Consider the following 17315-nt stretch of genomic DNA (forward strand, 5'->3'; position numbering starts at 1 on the left):
GACTTTGTTATCGATAACGGGGTAGGATGGTGAATTATGCGCCGATTCGCTCTCATTCTGCTGGCTTTTGCGACGACCGTGCTGGCGGTGAATCTTCCCTGCACCCCCAAGGGGCCAAAGGCGGCGGCTTGCAGCGATGCGAGCTTTGCGGCGGCGACGGCGGCGCTGCGGAAGGCCTTCCGGCAAAGCGAGGCGCAGCTCTCCGCTGCGGCCAGCGGGCAGATGGAGAGCGATGCGGCGGAGTGGCTCGCCTGGACGCAGAGAGTTTGCCCGGCAGGCAAGGCGGAGTGCCTGACTCCTCTCTACAGAGCGGAAGAAAAGACGATTGCCGAAGGGATGGTACGGGCTGGCGGAATGCAATTTTACCCGCGCACGGAGTATCGCACGGCACCCGACCCGGCGCATACGGCCGGGGAGCCGGAGCATCTGCCGGGAGATCCGGGATATGGGGTGGGCGAGTTTGCATGGCCCCAGGTGGACCGGGCAAATGAGCGCGCGTCGCGATGGAACCGGGCGGTGCGGACGCGAGTGGCGGCTTTGAAGCGGGGAAGCGCGGCGGATGGGGATGCTTTCGAGCCGAGTCCGCTGGGCGGCAAGCATGAGTGGCTGAGCTACCGGGTGGCGGCGGCGAACGCGCGGCTGATCGAGGTCACATTTACGCAGAGCATTTTCCCGTACGGGGCGGCGCATCCGGCGACCAAGAAGACGCAGATGAACTGGTGGCTGCCGCGCGGTCGCGAGGTGCGGGCGGAGGATGTGTTTCGGCCGGGCAGCGGCTGGCGGCCATTTCTGGCGCGGGTGAGCTATGAGCAACTGGTGGAGATGAGCCGGCGGAAGGAGAATCCGGTGAGGATATTTCCGGAGGCCGAGTCGCGGCCAGCGGCGGAGAAGGCTGCGCTACAGACCGGCCACTGGACGCTGCTGCGGGATGGGCTGTGGGTGACCTTCCCGGCATATTCGGTGGCGGCAGGCTTTTATGGTGAGCCGACGATTTTTATTCGATGGGGGCAGTTGCGGCCGTATTTAGCGGCGGGGCTCGATCCAGAGACGCTGCCGGTGCGGGTGCGGTGAGGGGTGGTTTTTCGCGAGGGGGCGGGAACGGAGATCCTTCCGCTCGCTCAGGATGACGGGCGCATTTTTGGGGGAGCGGATTGCGCTGAAAATCCCGGGTCCGAACCGACGGACCCGGGGCACCCGACTCGATCCGGAGATGCTGCCGGTGCGGGTGCGGTAGCCGCCTTACCTCAAAGGTGTGGACGCCAGGGCTTCTTGTTGAGATCCCGCGAAATCATGAACTTCAAGGTCCATTTGTCTGAGCCGGCGGTGAGTCCGTAGCCTGCGCCTGCCTCGATGTCCCAGGTCTGGCCGAAGTGGTCGAAGTCGCCCCAGACTTCGTGGAATTGATCATGCAGGGGGGAGAAGTCGTTGAAGGCTCCGAAGCCGTCGTATTCCTCGGCGGCGACATCCCACTTGTGATTCAGGGAATAGACGATGCGGGATTCGGGATTGAACTGCAGGCCTCCCAGGCCGCCGCGGTAGTCGGTGTCGACCACGGGGTTGTACATGAGTTCCCACTTGCCGAGGTTTGCGCCGATGATGGGACGCACCTCGGCGCTGAAGGTGCGGGACTCCCAATAGTGGTAATTGAAGCTGAACTCAAAGTTGGAGCCCCAGAAGAGTTTGTGTTGCTGGGCGTGGGGGCGGACAAAGAGTTCGCGCACCTTGAGCCCGTCGATGGAGCCGCCTCGTCCTTTGGAATAGGCGGTATAGATGGGCAGGTAGAGCCCCTGCTCGAGCCACGGGGTGACGCCGTAGGCCCACTCCAGACCGCCGTTAACGGAGTGGTTGGCGATGATGGCGCCGGGGTATGCGGGCGTGGTGCGGCCCTCGGGCGTGAAGTTGCTGTGTAGCATCAGGTTGAAGGTGCCGGGCGGAGCGATGGTGGCGTCGTAGACCTGGATTTCGTCGGTCTGGGCGTGGGCCGCCAGCGGCGCGAGCAGCAGGAAGATGCCGAGTAAGCAGAAAACGGCTTTGGCAATGGTGCGCGATGGAAAGCGGAAGGATGGGCGGCGATGGGAGATGCCGGCGAAATGCCGCGACTGCGGCTTGTACAGATGGCTGCTTTCAACAACACGCATGAGTCCAGTTACTCCTCAAAAACCGGGGATTTCCCGGCGGGATGCAGCGCTCCGGCATGGCTATGGCGAAATGCGGAGACAATGCTCTGCTTGCGCCGGCGGGCTGCTGGCCTGAATGAACGTTCTTCCGTCTTTTCTTTCGCGGAAACTCCATTATAGATTTTGCGCATTGCGATCTGAGGTGCTGGGCAAGAAGCTGCGTGCATGCGATGCAAAACGGGAGCCCGGCCTTTGTGCGGAGTGAGTGAAAGACCGGGCTGCGGATGCTACTGCTGGGGCTTGTACTACTCGGTGGCGTAGGCCCACTCGGCGCGGCCTCGTGCCATCATGGCGGGCTTGTCTTCGGGGAGAATCCAGCGCTCAGCGATGAGCTGGTCGATGGCCTGGCTGTATCGGCGCAGGTATGCGGCCTCGCTCGGGTATCGCTCGGCAATCGAGAGGCGCGGGTCGTGGGTGCGGAGCCGGTCTGCCTTCGTTTTGGGAAATGGAATGTAGGAGCCTTCGAAGGGCACGCGCTGGCCGGGTGCGCCGATGGAGGGCGAGCGCAGGTTCCAGCCGGTGTAGGTGGCCAGGGGCACGGTGATTTCGGGCAGATGGACGCCGTCGATCTCATTGCCGTCGGCATTCACTTTGGGCACGAGCACCGGGAAGGGCGCGCCAACCCTGGGCGGCTGCCAGAGCAGGATGCCGGTCTGCCGCCAGTGCGGGCCGAAGTTGAGATGCCATCCCGCGTTTGCTTCTGTCGGCGTGTGAATGCCGGGGATGGCCGGGAAGGTCCACTTGGCGAGCGGAATGAGTGTGCCGTTGGAGATGCGGGGATAGCTGCTGGGTGGCGGGGGGGGTCCGTTGCGCACCCATGCGTCCATGTTGGCGATCATGGCGCGCCAGAAGTAGTGGATGGGTAGCGGCGACATGGGCTGCTGGCCGGCGAGGTCGCCGGTTCCCTTCTTCGGTGGAAACGGGCCGGAGAAGTGCTGTAGTCCGGTGAAGTGGTAGACGCGGACGTGGGGACCGATGGGCATGTCGTGCCGGCCATCGGCGGTGATGGTGATGAGTCCGGCGGCGCGGCCCCAGTATTCATAAGAAGTGCAGGAGAGAAAGATGTCGGGCACAACGTGCTCGGCTTTGGCGGCGTCGAGCAGACCGGCGCGGCGGCCTGTGGCTGGATCGACTTCCGGCTCATCGGTGAAGGGAAAGATGTCGATGGGGAAATCGACGGAAGACGTGGGCTCGGCATCGCGGGAGGGTTGCGCGAAGCGGTAGTTGAAGCTGCCGCGTCCGGCGCCCGCGACGTGCGCGAGCACACCATCGAGGGCGATGCGGCCCTGTTCATCGGCGTTGAAGCCCTCATAGAGAAAGTCGCGCAGGTAGCGGCCGTTTTGCGAGATGCCTTCGCCGTAGACGCGGCGGACGGGCGTGAGTGCATGGGGATCGTGCTTGGCCCAGGAGGCGAAGTCGCGGATGGAGGCAAAGCCGAGGCCCGCGACGACGGGATTCTGGACAACGTAGACGTACTCGTAGATTTTGCCGGGTTCAAAACCGGTCTTGAGATAGATGTGGCGCGCGCTGGGCACCGGTTTGTCATTGACGAGCTTTGCGAACTCCCAGCCACTGCGTGGGATGACGACGCGGCGGCCCTGGCGCGTGTTGCGAACGGTGAGCAGGTTGCGAGGGTCGCGCGGGTTGGCTACCGGATATTCGGTGCCTCCAATGCTGCCGATGATGTCATGGCCCAGCGGAATGACGGACTGCGGTTTGGACAGCATGAGGTCGCCGCGCAGTAGTCCGGTGATGGTGTGGCCGTGATCCTTTGCGATAGGCGCGTAGAGCTTGAGCGCGTGGGGGCCGGGTGCATCCCACTGCCAGCCGAGCGAGACGACGGTGAAGCCGCGGCGCAGCAGCCATGCGTCGCCCACGTTGGAGAGATCGGTGGTGCCTCCATCGACAAGGCGGACGATGCCCTGATGGCCGCGATTGGGGACCTCGAGCAGCATGGAGCCGTTGCCTTTGGAGGCATCGACGGGACGGATGGCTACGAAGTCCGCTGAGAATGCGACCTGGCCGTCGTGCAGGTTGACGGCATTCTTAAGATCGACGATGCGGCGATTGTGCGGATTGGCGACGGCCACGGAGAAATAGACCTTGCCGGTGAGGCGTTCGTAGGCTCCCGCGTGGCCAAAGGCGCGGCCGTTGGCGACCGGCTGAGTGGACGTGACTTCGACGCGCACCACGCGCGCCTGCAGCCCGGGTACGGCGGCGAAAAGAAGGAACAGGGGGAGGCAGATGCGGCGGAGGAGCTTCATCGCGGCAGGATAGCACCGCCGGAAGAGGAACAAGCATAAGAAACGTATGGGCTGCGGCTACTTGCGCGGCGCTCAATGAGGCGGGTCAAAGGGCGGCATGATGACCTGGTTGGAACGCAGTCCGCAGGTGAGCAGATGGGGAATGTGCTCGCCGGGAGCGGGGAGCCAGGCGTAAGCAAAGACGGCGCGAAACTCGTGTTCGCCGGGATAATTGCACTGCGCGCAGCCTGGTTGATAGGCGATGGCCGGGTCCTCGCTGGTCCACGCAGCCCAGGTGTGCTGGCCATGGGCGGGGATGGTGATGGTGTGGGGAGGTTTGCTGGAGGGCCGGAGGGCGCGATCGACAAACATGGGACTGCGAGAGGAAAGCGCGTTCACGAGAGAACCGCCGCGCCCGGCGGAGGCTCGCCATAACCACAGGCGGCCGACATGCGCGTACCAGTGCGCGCTCGAGGGCAGCGGGGCCACGAGCGTGACGGGATGCGGGGTGCGATTTTCCAGTTGAAAGTAGAAGCCGGGGCCCTGGCCGGGTTTTTCCGGTGCGAGATAGCTGGCGGTGAGCTTGATCTGGGGCGGGCATTGGGGCACGGTGTCCACCGCGCGGCGGGTGGCGGCCCATCCCGGAGTCAGGCCCGCGCAGAGCAGCAGCGCGGCGATGCGCGTAAGACGCAGGAAGGCCCGAAGGCGGAAGGGGGGCAGCACGTTCTCAGGGTAATGCATGCCCTCTCTACGATGCGCGGAGAGCGGTGCCGTGATGCTGGCCGGGCGAAGGGCAGCGGGTGGCAAGATTTGTTACACTTCGCGCCATGCGTTTCTCTCACGTTGTTTCGACGATTGCTACCGGCGCCTGCGCCGCGCTTCTTTCCGCGAGCGTGCTTGCTTCGACGGCAGCCGCGCAAATGCCCCGGCATCTCTTCTTCCGGGTGTCTGCCGGCAGTGCCGTGCATCAGCCTGTTTCTGGGCGGCTGCTGGTCTTTATTGCCAAAGGAACGGGAGCCAAGCAGGTTTCCATCAATGAATTTGAGCCGAATGCCACGTGGGTGGCCGCGCGCGAGGTGCATGACCTTGCGCCGGGGGCGGCGGTGGATATTGATACCGACGAGATCGCTTTTCCCAAGCCTTTCTCTGACCTGACACCGGGTGACTACCAGGTGCAGGCGGTGCTGGATGTGGATCACACCTACAACTACAGCGGCCTGACTCCGGGTGACCTGATGAGCCCCGTGCTGACGCTGACGCATTGGACGGCTGGCGAGGGTGCCGAACCTGCCTTGACGCTCGATCACGTGGTGCCACCGGTCAAGCATCCTGCGCTCAGCGCGGTGGATCAGGATGCGCTGGATCATCATATGAAGCTCGCCGAGCACCAGAGCCGTTTGCTGACGGAATTCTCGGGACGGCCTACATCGATCAAGGCCTGGGTGGTGCTGCCGCCGGGCTATCAGAAGGACAAAAAGAAGCACTACCCGACGGTCTACTGGACGCATGGCTTTGGCGCGAACCTGTACTACTGCGAGCGGATGGGGATCGACCTCTACCGGCGGATGGCCGAGGGCAAGATGCCGCCCATGATCTGGGTGATGCTGGACGAGCATCTGCCGACCGGCACGCATGAGTTCGACAACTCGGTGAACAACGGCCCGTGGGGCTCGGCGCTGGTGGAGGAGTATATTCCATGGCTGGAATCGCAGTATCGCATGGATGCGAGGCCGAATGGGCGCTTTCTGCAGGGGCACTCCTCGGGAGGATGGGCTTCGCTGCAACTGGAGGTGGATTATCCGCGGTTCTTTGGCGGCACGTGGTCCACGTCGCCGGACCCGAGCACCTTTCATGACTTCACGGGCATTGACCTCTACGCGCCGCACGCGAATGTGTATCACCGTCCGGATGGAACGGCGTATCCACTGGTGCGGGCTCACGGCAAGGTGCTGGCGACCTTTGAGCAATTTGCCAGGCTGGAACAGGTGCTCGGCCCCTACGGCGGCCAGATTGCCTCGTTTGAGTGGGTGTTTTCACCGCGCGGGCCAGATGGAAAGCCTGAGCCGATGTTTGATCGCAGCACGGGAGATGTTTATCCCAAAGTGGTGGCCTACTGGCGGGAGCACTACGATCTGGCTCACATTGTGAAGACCACCTGGCCGCAGCAGGGACGCTACCTGAAAGGTCACATCCATGTGTATGTGGGCACGGCGGACACCTTCTACCTGAACGGCGCGGCCCGGAAGTTTGACGCCGTGCTCGAAAAGCTGGGGGCGGAGGAGCACTTTACTTTCCGCAAGGGCCGCAGCCACTTCAATTTGTATGAAAAGAATGGCGACCGGCTGGCGCTCTTCGACACCATTGCCGCGCAGATGTACCTGCAGGCGCGGCCCCATGCCGGCGCGAAGTGGAAAGCTGTGGCTGAGGAACAGTATCCGTAGGCGGCAGGCATACTTTTACGCAGCTCTGGACGGACAACTTTTGATGGTCCGTCTGGGGTTGCGCGAAGGGATGACGCTATTTGCGGGGCTAGAGAGAGGGAGCGGACGTTGCTTGCAGGGAGCCGTCCTCAACCATGCCGCGCCCAGAACTCGGACGGCGTGAGAATGGGATAGCTCTCCGAGCGGGCCAGCAAATCTTTATCTCCAGTGATGAGATAGTCTGCCCGGGAAGCCTGCAGCGTTCCGAGGATGGGTTGATCGGCGGTATCGCGGAGGGCTGGATCGACGGCGCCCTCCGGCTCGACGATTGCGGCCAGGAACATCAGGCCGTCGACCAGGTCCTGAATCTCGGCAGCAGTGAGAGCAATGCGGGAGAGGCGAGGAAGCCCCCGCGCCGTTTCGCCGAGAATGTATCGCGAGAGCACCACTTCGACGCTGCCGTGCTTCCAGAGTGCGAGAATTTTGCCGGGGATGCTGCCGGGATAGGCGATTCCCGAAACGATCACGTTGGTGTCCAGAACGACGCGCAGACGGGACATCAGTGCTTGCGGATCTCGGCGGTCAGGGCGTCAATCTCTGCCATGCCTTCGGCGGCCGGGGTCTGGGCGTAAGCATCGGCGATGCGGCTGGTGAGGTCATCAAAGCGGTCCTGCATGCGGCGGATGCGCGCGAATAAATCCGCATCGACCAGCGCGGCCACGGGCTTGCCGTCCTTATGAATGAGGATGCTGTCATGGCGGTATTGCACCTGATTGAGCATTTCGCCCAGGTTTTGCCGAAACTGCACCGCATTGATCTCCTTGACCATGACCGCGTCTCCTTTTATGCCTATGACTATCATGGCTTCAATGATCGTTATGGTCAATATGGTTGAGTATGCGTCGCAGCCGTGATGATACAGATGACAGATGCAAAAAGGGCGTTCCGCTTCCGGAACGCCCTTTTGCTTTCGTAGAAATGGGTTTAGATGGAGCTCATGTTCAGCAGGAACTCGGCGTTGTTGCGGGTCTTGCCGAGTTTGTCGACCAGGAGTTCCATGGCTTCGACCGGTGAGAGCGGGTTGAGCACCTTGCGGAGGACCCAGATACGCTGCAGGTCTTCCTTGGGGATGAGCAGCTCTTCCTTGCGTGTGCCCGAGCGCTGAATGTCGATGGCCGGGAAGACGCGCTTGTCGACGAGCTTGCGGTCGAGGATCACTTCCATATTGCCGGTGCCCTTGAACTCTTCAAAGATCACTTCGTCCATGCGGGAGCCGGTATCGACCAGGGCCGTGGCGATGATGGTGAGCGAGCCGCCCTCTTCAATGTTGCGGGCCGCGCCGAAGAAGCGCTTGGGCCGCTGCAGGGCGTTTGAGTCCACGCCGCCGGAGAGCACCTTGCCCGAAGGCGGCACAATCGTGTTGTAGGCGCGGGCCAGGCGGGTGATGGAGTCGAGCAGGATGACTACATCGCGCTTGTGCTCGACGAGGCGCTTGGCCTTTTCGATGACCATTTCGGCGACCTGCACATGGCGCGCGGCCGGCTCGTCAAAGGTGGAGCTGATAACCTCGCCCTTGACCGAGCGCTGCATGTCGGTGACTTCTTCGGGGCGCTCGTCAATCAGCAGCACGATCAGTGCCACTTCAGGATGATTGGCGGTGATGGAGTTGGCGATCGACTGCAAGAGCATCGTCTTACCGGTGCGGGGCGGAGCCACGATGAGTCCACGCTGGCCCTTGCCGATGGGCGTCAGCAGGTCCATGACGCGGCCGCTGATGTTGTCGCGGACCGTCTCCATCTTGATGCGCTCTTCAGGGTAGAGCGGCGTCAGATTGTCGAAGAGGATCTTGTTGCGGGTCTCCTCGGGCGACTCGAAGTTGATGGCCTCGATTTTGACCAGCGCGAAGTACTTTTCGCCCTCGTGGGGCGGGCGGACGTTGCCGCTGATGGTGTCGCCGGTCTTGAGGTCGAACTTTCGAATCTGCGAGGGGGAGACGTAAATGTCATCCGGGCCGGGCAGATAGTTGTAGTCGGGCGAGCGCAGGAAGCCGTAGCCGTCGGGCAGAATTTCGAGCACGCCTTCGGCGAAGATGTGGCCTTCTTTTTCGCTCTGCGCCTGCAGAATCTTGAAAATCAGGTCCTGCTTCCGGAGGCCGCTGGCCCCGGGAATGTCGAGCGAGCGGGCGATGCGGCTCAGCTCAGTAATGTTTTTTTCTTTCAGTTCAGCAATGGTCATGTGCACCTGCGGTAGGGGATCGTTCGATGACGGGTAGGAATATCGGGAAGGGGATGAGCGGCAGAAAAGAAGAGTTTAAAGTGCTGCGAGGCTCCCTGGACTGAGCGGCCGCGCCGGTACCATTTTCCCTGAAAAAATAGTTATTGGATAGGGTCGTAACGCCGTTTTCTCACCACGAAAACGGCGCGTCAGGTTTCGACTGGAACGAAGAAATCAGGAAACGAGCTCAGGCCGCGCGGCGCTGGGAGGTCTGAGCGGCAGCCCTCTGGGACATCACGGCAGCCGAGGCTTCCGCCATCGGATTGGACTGGTGGAAGTGCCCCAGAACTTCATTCGTGGTGTCCTGCAGGCGGGTGCTTGGCTTGTGCAGCTTGCGGGTGGCCTTTGACGCCAACTGGCAGAGCTGATAACGGTTCTTCACATAAGACAAAGCGCCAAAAACAAGATCGGAACGCATGAAAACTTTCTCCTCTTTACAACTTTGCAAAAACCAGAAGCCGAGAAGCCAGGGGCGCAAAGTGGATCGAATTAAAGACCAAACAGTTAGACGCAGCAGGATTCCGTTTTGGTCAACTTTTTCTTTTGACCGGTCCAAATCTTCAGGAAACGATCGTAATCTCTTGCAGATGCGGCGAGTGCCCTTGCCCGGCTCGCAAACGCGCAAACAACCGGCCCCCTCAGAGAGCAGGGAGAACCATGGGGACCAGTTACATCGTTCGGAGACAGGCAGCCAGAGACAGAAGACACAGCTCAGAGGCCTGGAAACCAGCACGAATCGCCGCCAGCAATCAGTAACGTAAATCCATCTGCTCTTCAGGTCAATACTTTTTTTTACGGCAGAACGGATTTTTACTTCCATTCCTGGAATGTGGATTAAGGCATTGCCGTTGCAATCGTTTACCGGAAACTCTCTGCATGGCGGCGGCGTGCGAATCGGCAGAAATTCAAAAAACTGTAGGGGATTTGTGGCTTTCGATGCTCGGATTTTGTCTGATTTTCGAAAATTCCTGTTGACATCTGGATTTATTGTACTACTGTACTAATACAAATGATCTTCCGCGTCCATCCCGGTTCTGGAGTCCCGATCTATCTGCAGATTGAGGGGCAGGTCAAACAATCCATTGCGGCCCAGGTATTGCGCGAAGGGGATGCATTGCCCCCAGTGCGCAAGCTGGCCGCCGAGTTGCGCGTCAACCCTAACACCGTGGCCCGCGCCTATCAGAATCTGGAGCGCGAGGGTGTGCTGCGCACGGTTCCGGGCGGCGGGTGCTATGTGCATGGGCAACCGCCGGGGCTGCTGCATGAAGAAAAGCTGCGACGGCTGAAGCCGCTGGCCGACCAGCTCGCGGTAGAGGCTGTGCAGATGCGCCTGGGCCGGCCCGATGCTCTTGCGCTGCTGGACGCATCGTTTCAGAACCTTGAAGCTCCTGATTCTCAAACCCCTGACAGGGAGAACCCGAATGACTGAACTGGCCGTGCATACGCAATCGCTCTCAAAGCACTACCGGTCTCTGCGATCGGTCACGCGCGCCGTGGATGGCCTCACGATGCAGGTGCCGCGCGGCTCCATTTATGGCTTTCTGGGCCGCAACGGCGCCGGAAAGACCACCGCGCTGCGGATGCTGGCCGGACTGGCCCGGCCCACGGCTGGCTCGGCGGTGGTGCTCGGGCTCGATCCTCAGCGAGAGACCGTGGCGGTGCTCAACCGGACGGGATTTGTGATTGAGAAGACGCTTTTTCCGGCGATGACCGGCGAGGAGCTGCTGCGGTTTCAACGGGGCTTCTTTCCGGGGTGGTCCGAGGAACGCGCCCGCCGCTATGTGGATGCACTCGAGGTTCCGATGCGGCAGCGCTTCCGCACTCTCTCGCTCGGCAGCAAGACCAAGCTGTGCCTGTTGCTGGCGCTGGCGCAGAATCCGGAACTGCTGGTGCTCGATGAGCCCACGGCTGGCCTTGATCCCGTCGTAACGGACCAGCTTTTGCGGGTTCTGATTGAAGACTTCGCCGGAACCGGGCGCACGCTGCTGCTCTCTTCTCATCACTTGTCAGAGGTGGAGAAGGTGGCCGACTGGGTCGGCATCATCGACGCCGGCACGCTGAAGCTGGAGGCGCGCCTGGATGATATTCGTCTGGCCTTCCGCCGCATTCGCGCGGCGGGCCGCGATCTGCCGGCCGGAGGGCCCACGGTGGTGACCAGCCGCGTCTCAGGGGGCGCGGCGGAGTATGTCGTCCGTGCCGAGGCGGAGGCATTTGCCGCCGAGCTTCGCGCTCAGGGCGCCACGATCCTCGATATCGAAACCATGAACCTGCAGGAGACATTTCTTGCAGTCGCCGGAAAGGAGTCTGCTCATGTATCTGTGGAAGTGTTGGCGTGAATCGCGGCTGTTTTTTGTTCTGAGCGCCGCGCTGTTTGTGGTGTTTGGGGCGCTCACCATAGAGACGGGCGCGTTGCATGACTTGAATCCTCACCACTTCGGCGTGCTGGTTTCGCTGGCGGCCTTGCTGATTGTGGCGTGCGCTGTGACGTGGTATTTCGGGCAGACGGGGCTGGGGCGGCACTTTCATCAGAATGCCGGGGACTTTCTCTTCACGCGGCCGCGATCCCGCCGCTACTTTGTGTGGAGTGAGTGGAGCTTTGGCATGCTGTCAGCGGTGGTGCTGACGGCTGTACTTGCCACCTGGTTTCTGATCGGGGGGCATATGCCAATGGTCCGGGTTACGCATACCGTGATGACAGGTGGCACCACGCATACCGTACAGACGACCACGGCGGCCGCCATGCTGGGGATTCCCATGTTTCCAATGGTTCTGCTGACGGGGCTATCCATTCTTCTCTTCGCGGGTTTGCTGACGGGACTGGCGCAGTTCTTCTCGCTGCTGTTTCGCAATGGAGGTTACGGGCTGGCGGCAGGCCTGGCGACGCTGATCGTTTATGGATGGGCCAACATGCTGCTGGTGAAGTACCGGGACATTCATTTGCCGAATCCGTTTTTTGTGAGCTTTCATCTTTACGGACACGCCATGACGCTGGCTCCGCACTTTGCGGTCGAGCTGCTGGCGCGCACGGCGTTGATTCTCGCGTTTCCGTTGCTGACGCAGCTCTGGCTGGAGCGCGTGGATATCTGATGAGATCGCGGAGCGCACAGAGTGTAAAAGAGGAGCCGATCGGCTCCTCTTTTGTATGAGAACGAGATAAGAGGGGGAACCTTGCTCGTGAGGGGCGAGCTTTTCCTGAGAGCCCGAAGAAGATTCTCTTGCGGCATTGTAAAAAAATATTGACTCTGGTTTGGACTTAAGGGATAAAGTCTCATGCGCAAAATGCACTGCGGCCCCGCTACTAAATCGCTTTGGCCCTCGCCGAAGCAGCGGTATGCCCTTGTGATTTGCCCGATGAACTGATCCGCAGCCCTTCCATTTTCACCAACATCTCCTCGATTTACCCCCGCACAACTCCCCGTCGAGCCCGTGCTTACCGGCGCCGTCTCTGTTGACGTCTCCTGTTGTCCCCTGCAGTGCCCAATTTCTGTTGAGGATTAAGACAGTGAAGCTATCTCCATCTCTCATACCCCATCTGCGCCCCGGGCGGGTTCTCCTGCTTGCCCTGATGGCTGCGTTATTCATCTCCCCATCGCTGGCGCAAACCAGCGCCACGCCTTCGCTGATCGTGCAGGAGATCAACAACTCCGTGCGCGCGACGCTGCCGGGCACGAAGCCGAAGGCGATTGCCTCCGCCCAGGATATGGGCGCGATGAGCAGTTCGCAGACGCTCCACAACATGATGCTGGTGCTCAAGCCCAGTGCGGCGCAGCAGGCGGCACTCAAGAGCGAACTGGCGAATCTATATAACCGGAACTCGAAGAGCTATCACCAGTGGCTGACGCCGGCGCAGTATGGCGCGGCGTTTGGTCCTTCAGCCGCGGACGTGGCGAAGGTAGAGGGCTGGCTGCAGTCGCAGGGCCTGACGCCCACGGCGGTGGCGAACGGGCGGCAGTGGATTGAGTTCACCGGCAGCGTGCAGCAGGTGAATACCGCGTTTGCGACCTCGATGCATCAGTTTGTTGCGAACGGCCAGAAGCATTATGCCAATGCGACGGATATTTCGATTCCGCAGGCAATCACGCCGGTGGTGGCGGGCGTGCTTTCGCTGAATAATTTTCAGGCGCAGCCGCAGCACACCGATCCGATTGAGGTGAAGCGGAATGTGAGCGGCAAGATGGCGCCGGTGAATCCCAAGTTCACGACGAATGATGGCAATGGTAACTTCTACTATTACCTTTCGCCGAATGACTTTCAGACGATCTATGACGAGACATCGCTGATCAAGAATGGCGTGGATGGCACGGGAGTTTCGATTGCCATTCCGGGCCGCAGCGATATCGATATGGCTGACGTGGAAGCCTTTCGGCAGGCTTTTGGCCTGCCGCAGAATGACCCGAAGATCATCGTCAATGGTACCGACCCCGGGGAGACTTTTAGCCGCGACCAGAGTGAGTCGAGCCTGGACGTAGAGTGGGCCGGAGCGGCTGCGCCGGGCGCCACGATCAACTTTGTGGTGAGCGCGAGCACCGACACGACAGATGGCGTGGATCTTTCTTCGGCTTACATCATCGATAACCGGATTTCTCCGATCATGAGCGTGAGCTACGGTTTGTCGGAAGCGCTGCTTGGGCCTTCCGGCAATGCGTTCTATAACTCGCTCTGGGAGCAGGCCGCGGCCGAGGGCATCACGGTGTTTGTGTCGACCGGTGACAGCGGAACCGCCGAACTGGATGCGGACCTGCAGGGGAATGGCTATGAACCCAGCGGCCCGGCGCAATATGGACCCAGCGTCAGCGGCATGGCCTCGACCCCGTATGACGTGGCGGTGGGCGGCACCCAGTTCAATGAGGGCGGCAACTATCCCTCGTACTGGTCGCCGAACAACACGAATACGTTTGAGGACGCGCTGGGGTATATCCCGGAGGCGGCCTGGAATGAGGGCTGCGACCCGACACTGCCTCAGTCGAGCACGAACTGCGCGTATGGAGAGACCTACTATGTGCTGGAGGGCGGCGGCGGCGGCCCCAGCAACTGCAGCCAGGCCTCCGTGGACAGCCAGGGCAACGAGACCTGTCTCGGCGGCTATGCGAAGCCTGCATGGCAGGCAGGAACAGGCGTGCCCTCCGATGGTGTGCGCGATATTCCTGACGTGGCGCTGAATGCGTCTCCTGACGATGATGGCTACCTCTACTGCTTTTTTGGCCAGTGCCTGATTGGCACACAGAACGGCCAGCCGGTGCTGAACCAGGCGGGCATCATCGGTGGCACCTCGGCTTCGGCGCCTTCCATGGCCGGTATCATGGCCCTGGTGGAGCAGAAGAACGGCGCTTACCAAGGGCAGGCCGACTATGAGTTCTATCAGTTGGCAGCGAAGGACAATGCAGCTTCGTGCGACTCTTCGGCAATGACCCAGCCAACGCTCGGAAGCACCTGCAACTTTCACGATGTGACGCAGGGCAACAACAGCGAGCCGGGCATGGACGGCTACAACACTGCCACGGCGCAGTGGACCGCTGGCACCGGCTATGACATGTCCACCGGTTTGGGCACAGTGGATGCCGCGAACCTGGTGGCGAACTGGGGCAGTGTGTCGGCGACGGCCGGTTCAACCACGACCCTGACGGTGGACGGCAGCACGGCAGCGCATGGGCAGCCGCTGACGGTTCACATTCATGTGGCAGCAGCGAGCGGAAAAGGCACGCCGACGGGCGACGTTGCCCTGATGACGGACAAGTACGGCAGCATCGGCGATGTGACGCTGGATGCTTCCGGCAACTACTCCGGCCCGGTGAGCGACCTGCCTGGTGGGACCTATAACCTGACGGCGCACTATAACGGAGACAGCACCTTCACAAGCAGCGACTCTTCGCCGGTTTCGCTGACGGTGTCTCCGGAAGACAGCACCGTATCGGTGAGCCTGGATGTGGTGAACTTCACGACGAATCGGGAAGTTCCTTATACGGGTACGCTGACATGGAGCGAACCGCTGTTTGTGACGGTGACGGTGGCCGGCAAGTCTGGGCAGGGCAATGCAACGGGCACGGTCAACCTGCTGGACAACGGCAAGGTGGTAATGACCGGTACCCTGACCTCAAGCGGCACGGCTGCTTTCACGACGGGCGGTGGCACCAGCTATACCTTCCCAAATGGAAGCAGCACGCTGACCGTGCAGTATGAGGGCGACAACAGCTTCCATGCGAGCACTTCGGCAGCGCAAACCGTTACCCAGCAGAAGGTGCAAGGGCCGACCTATGTAAGCATCAGCAACTACCAGGTGCCTGCGGGGCAGACGGTATTCCTGACCGCGATCATTCCTCCGGCCTACAATGGCGGCGGGCCCGCGACGGGAACGGTTCAGTTCTATGACAACGGTCAGCCGCTGGGCAGCCCGATGACGCTCGCAACGCCGGCCGGCGCAACCGAAGCTAAGGTCAAGTACGCAGCCACCTTCACTACATTGGGCACGCACAACATCACTGCTGGCTACAGTGGCGACGCAAACTTTGCGGCGGTTTCGGGAACGGACCCGACCTACGCAATGCCGTCGCAGTTCACGGTGGTGCCGGTCACGGGTGCGGCGACCACTACGACGATCACGCAGAATCCAACCACGGTCTCCTACGGGCAATCCTTTACGTACACGGTCAAGGTGACTCCGGTGAAGGCAAGCGCCACGGTGCCGACTGGCCAGGTGACGATCGCCAGCGACGGCAATATCTTTGGCGGTCCGGTCACGCTGGTGAATGGCGTCGGCACGGTGATTGAGAGTGGAGATGCGGAGACGGCACACGTCTATGCGCAATACTCGGGCGACTCGAATTATGCAGCCTCGACAAGCTCGATGATCACGACCACCATCTCCAAGGTCACCACGCCGATCGCTCTGACGACGACTGCGCCTTATGTGTTGCCGGGGCAGCAGACGGAGCTGAGCGTTGTGGTGACGGGGCACAGCTATGGCCAGTACGGCTATTACCGTCCGCAGGGCACGGTGCAGTTCTTCACCTCGGTGAATGGCGGCGCCGAGCAGGCGGTCTCTGCTCCTATCGGCCTCACGCTTCCCTGGATACAGAACCCCATGGACGCGATTGTGACCGTTCCGGTTACATTGCCCGCAGGCACGAATGTGGTCACGGCGATGTATTCCGGCGACTCGGACTTTAACGCGGAAACTTCCGCACCAGCCACCGTGGTGGTGACGGCGCCGGACTTCACGCTGAACTCTGGCTCGCCCAACATGACCATTTCGGCAGGGGGAAACGCGACCACTTCGTTGTCGATCGCTTCGGTGCTGGGCTTCAGCGGCAACATCGCTCTGGCTTGCGGCAGCGGATTGCCGGCGGGCGCGACGTGCAGCTTTTCTCCGGCGACGCTGGCCGGAGGCGGGCAGTCGAACCTGACGGTCACGTTGCAGGGACCGTTTACGCAGACGCAGGCGAAGAATGACAGCCGGAAGTCTCAAGGCTGGGCCACGGGCGCGGAGCTTTGCGGCCTGTTTGGCCTGTTCTTTGCCGGCTTTGCCAAGCAGCGCCGCAAGGTGATGTCGATGCTGATGGTGCTGGTGATGGCCTTCGGCTTCCTCTCCGGTTGCGGCGGCAACTCGACGCCTGTTTCGAGTATGGTGACGGTCGGCAGCACGCAGTCTGAGGTTGCCTCAGGAAACTCGGTGACCTTTACGGCCCAGGTTTCAGAAGGAGACCGCATGCCGACGGGAACCGTGACCTTCTATGACGGCGCCACGGCGCTGGGCAATCCGGTCACGCTGGACAACGGTGAGGCGACCCTCACGGCGAGCAGCCTTGCCGTGGGCACGCACCTCATCTCTGCCAAGTACAGCGGGGACGCACACCACTCGGCCGCGGTCTCGCAGGACTACTATGAGGCGGTGACCGGCACCACTACGCTGCAGGTGGTGGCGACCTCCGGGGCGACCACTCATACGTTGAATGTGAAGCTGGCCGTGCAGTAGACGGTTTGCTTCGCGTCTTTGGCCACTCAAGGGTGTGGCGTGCCTTCGGGCTTCGCCGCACCCTTTCTTTTTTGTAAGAGGAAGTGGGGGCCACCTGCCGGAGTTGTCCGCAAATGGACACCTGTGTCCGGGGATGGGCAGGTTGCAGGCGGCTCGAGGCGGGCCCGCGCTGGCATTCGCGATGAAAACAAAGCCGGTTATGGGCGAGCGGGGTTTGGCGCAACGCGTGCAA

The 17315-nt window shown here is 61.5% G+C and carries 13 protein-coding genes; 6 read left to right on the plus strand and 7 right to left on the minus strand.

What is annotated here, in order from left to right; translation table 11 throughout:
* The first annotated feature begins 36 nt into the window (after positions 1-36).
* Positions 37-1071, plus strand: coding sequence for an RsiV family protein (locus tag ACP_RS11810; protein WP_015897562.1), 1035 nt, complete (start codon positions 37-39; stop codon positions 1069-1071).
* A gap of 173 nt (positions 1072-1244) precedes the next feature.
* Here ACP_RS11810 and ACP_RS11815 read toward each other — a convergent pair whose 3' ends face one another.
* The 3 genes from ACP_RS11815 to ACP_RS11825 all read right to left on the minus strand — a co-directional run bounded on the left by ACP_RS11815 (position 1245) and on the right by ACP_RS11825 (position 5161).
* Complete coding sequence (locus ACP_RS11815) at positions 1245-2138, minus strand: hypothetical protein (protein WP_015897563.1); 894 nt, start codon at positions 2136-2138, stop codon at positions 1245-1247.
* Positions 2139-2422: 284 nt separating this feature from the next.
* Entirely contained in the window at positions 2423-4441 is a 2019-nt protein-coding gene (locus tag ACP_RS11820) for an alpha/beta hydrolase domain-containing protein (protein WP_083770597.1), read from the minus strand.
* 72 nt (positions 4442-4513) lie between these two features.
* Positions 4514-5161, minus strand: a complete 648-nt coding sequence (locus tag ACP_RS11825; RefSeq protein WP_041839537.1) for a hypothetical protein — start codon at positions 5159-5161, stop codon at positions 4514-4516.
* 59 nt (positions 5162-5220) lie between these two features.
* On the opposite strand from ACP_RS11825, the gene ACP_RS11830 reads away from it, so the two are divergent.
* A complete protein-coding gene (locus ACP_RS11830) occupies positions 5221-6861 on the plus strand; it encodes an alpha/beta hydrolase (protein WP_202944464.1) in 1641 nt (546 codons plus the stop codon).
* A gap of 128 nt (positions 6862-6989) precedes the next feature.
* On the opposite strand, the gene ACP_RS11835 is transcribed toward ACP_RS11830, so the two are convergent.
* The 4 genes from ACP_RS11835 to ACP_RS11850 all read right to left on the minus strand — a co-directional run bounded on the left by ACP_RS11835 (position 6990) and on the right by ACP_RS11850 (position 9532).
* Positions 6990-7400: a putative toxin-antitoxin system toxin component, PIN family gene (locus tag ACP_RS11835; RefSeq protein ID WP_015897568.1), complete on the minus strand. Its 411-nt coding sequence runs from the start codon at positions 7398-7400 to the stop codon at positions 6990-6992.
* A complete protein-coding gene (locus ACP_RS11840) occupies positions 7400-7669 on the minus strand; it encodes a type II toxin-antitoxin system Phd/YefM family antitoxin (RefSeq protein WP_015897569.1) in 270 nt (89 codons plus the stop codon). The genes ACP_RS11835 and ACP_RS11840 overlap by 1 nt, the downstream gene beginning before the upstream one ends.
* Positions 7670-7824: 155 nt before the next feature.
* Positions 7825-9075, minus strand: coding sequence for a transcription termination factor Rho (rho, locus tag ACP_RS11845; protein ID WP_015897571.1), 1251 nt, complete (start codon positions 9073-9075; stop codon positions 7825-7827).
* Between the two features lie 226 nt (positions 9076-9301).
* Positions 9302-9532: a hypothetical protein gene (locus ACP_RS11850; RefSeq protein ID WP_041839538.1), complete on the minus strand. Its 231-nt coding sequence runs from the start codon at positions 9530-9532 to the stop codon at positions 9302-9304.
* Between the two features lie 591 nt (positions 9533-10123).
* Here ACP_RS11850 and ACP_RS11855 point away from each other — a divergent pair.
* The 4 genes from ACP_RS11855 to ACP_RS11870 all read left to right on the plus strand — a co-directional run bounded on the left by ACP_RS11855 (position 10124) and on the right by ACP_RS11870 (position 17083).
* The gene (locus ACP_RS11855) at positions 10124-10543 is read left to right on the plus strand and encodes a GntR family transcriptional regulator (RefSeq protein WP_015897573.1); all 420 of its coding nucleotides are present in this window, start codon (positions 10124-10126) and stop codon (positions 10541-10543) included.
* Positions 10536-11450 carry an ABC transporter ATP-binding protein gene (locus tag ACP_RS11860; protein ID WP_015897574.1) on the plus strand — a complete coding sequence of 305 codons (915 nt, stop codon included), beginning with the start codon at positions 10536-10538 and terminating at the stop codon, positions 11448-11450. Before ACP_RS11855 ends, ACP_RS11860 begins: the two co-directional genes overlap by 8 nt.
* Positions 11425-12201 (plus strand): hypothetical protein, encoded by a 777-nt coding sequence (locus tag ACP_RS11865; protein WP_015897575.1) that lies wholly within the window; start codon positions 11425-11427, stop codon positions 12199-12201. Before ACP_RS11860 ends, ACP_RS11865 begins: the two co-directional genes overlap by 26 nt.
* Positions 12202-12679: 478 nt before the next feature.
* Positions 12680-17083, plus strand: coding sequence for an Ig-like domain repeat protein (locus ACP_RS11870; protein ID WP_148215138.1), 4404 nt, complete (start codon positions 12680-12682; stop codon positions 17081-17083).
* Positions 17084-17315 lie beyond the last annotated feature (232 nt).

It is taken from the genome of Acidobacterium capsulatum ATCC 51196, assembly GCF_000022565.1.
In the GTDB taxonomy this organism is placed as follows: Bacteria; Acidobacteriota; Terriglobia; order Terriglobales; family Acidobacteriaceae; genus Acidobacterium; species Acidobacterium capsulatum.

Bases quoted from the DNA above. Each gene is read 5' to 3' on its own strand.
- ACP_RS11810 (WP_015897562.1), top strand. From the start codon at position 37: ATGCGCCGATTCGCTCTCATTCTGCTGGCTTTTGCGACGACCGTGCTG.
- ACP_RS11815 (WP_015897563.1), bottom strand. From the start codon at position 2,138: ATGCGTGTTGTTGAAAGCAGCCATCTGTACAAGCCGCAGTCGCGGCAT.
- ACP_RS11820 (WP_083770597.1), bottom strand. From the start codon at position 4,441: ATGAAGCTCCTCCGCCGCATCTGCCTCCCCCTGTTCCTTCTTTTCGCC.
- ACP_RS11825 (WP_041839537.1), bottom strand. From the start codon at position 5,161: ATGCATTACCCTGAGAACGTGCTGCCCCCCTTCCGCCTTCGGGCCTTC.
- ACP_RS11835 (WP_015897568.1), bottom strand. From the start codon at position 7,400: ATGTCCCGTCTGCGCGTCGTTCTGGACACCAACGTGATCGTTTCGGGA.
- ACP_RS11840 (WP_015897569.1), bottom strand. From the start codon at position 7,669: ATGGTCAAGGAGATCAATGCGGTGCAGTTTCGGCAAAACCTGGGCGAA.
- rho (WP_015897571.1), bottom strand. From the start codon at position 9,075: ATGACCATTGCTGAACTGAAAGAAAAAAACATTACTGAGCTGAGCCGC.
- ACP_RS11850 (WP_041839538.1), bottom strand. From the start codon at position 9,532: ATGCGTTCCGATCTTGTTTTTGGCGCTTTGTCTTATGTGAAGAACCGT.
- ACP_RS11855 (WP_015897573.1), top strand. From the start codon at position 10,124: ATGATCTTCCGCGTCCATCCCGGTTCTGGAGTCCCGATCTATCTGCAG.
- ACP_RS11860 (WP_015897574.1), top strand. From the start codon at position 10,536: ATGACTGAACTGGCCGTGCATACGCAATCGCTCTCAAAGCACTACCGG.
- ACP_RS11865 (WP_015897575.1), top strand. From the start codon at position 11,425: ATGTATCTGTGGAAGTGTTGGCGTGAATCGCGGCTGTTTTTTGTTCTG.
- ACP_RS11870 (WP_148215138.1), top strand. From the start codon at position 12,680: ATGGCTGCGTTATTCATCTCCCCATCGCTGGCGCAAACCAGCGCCACG.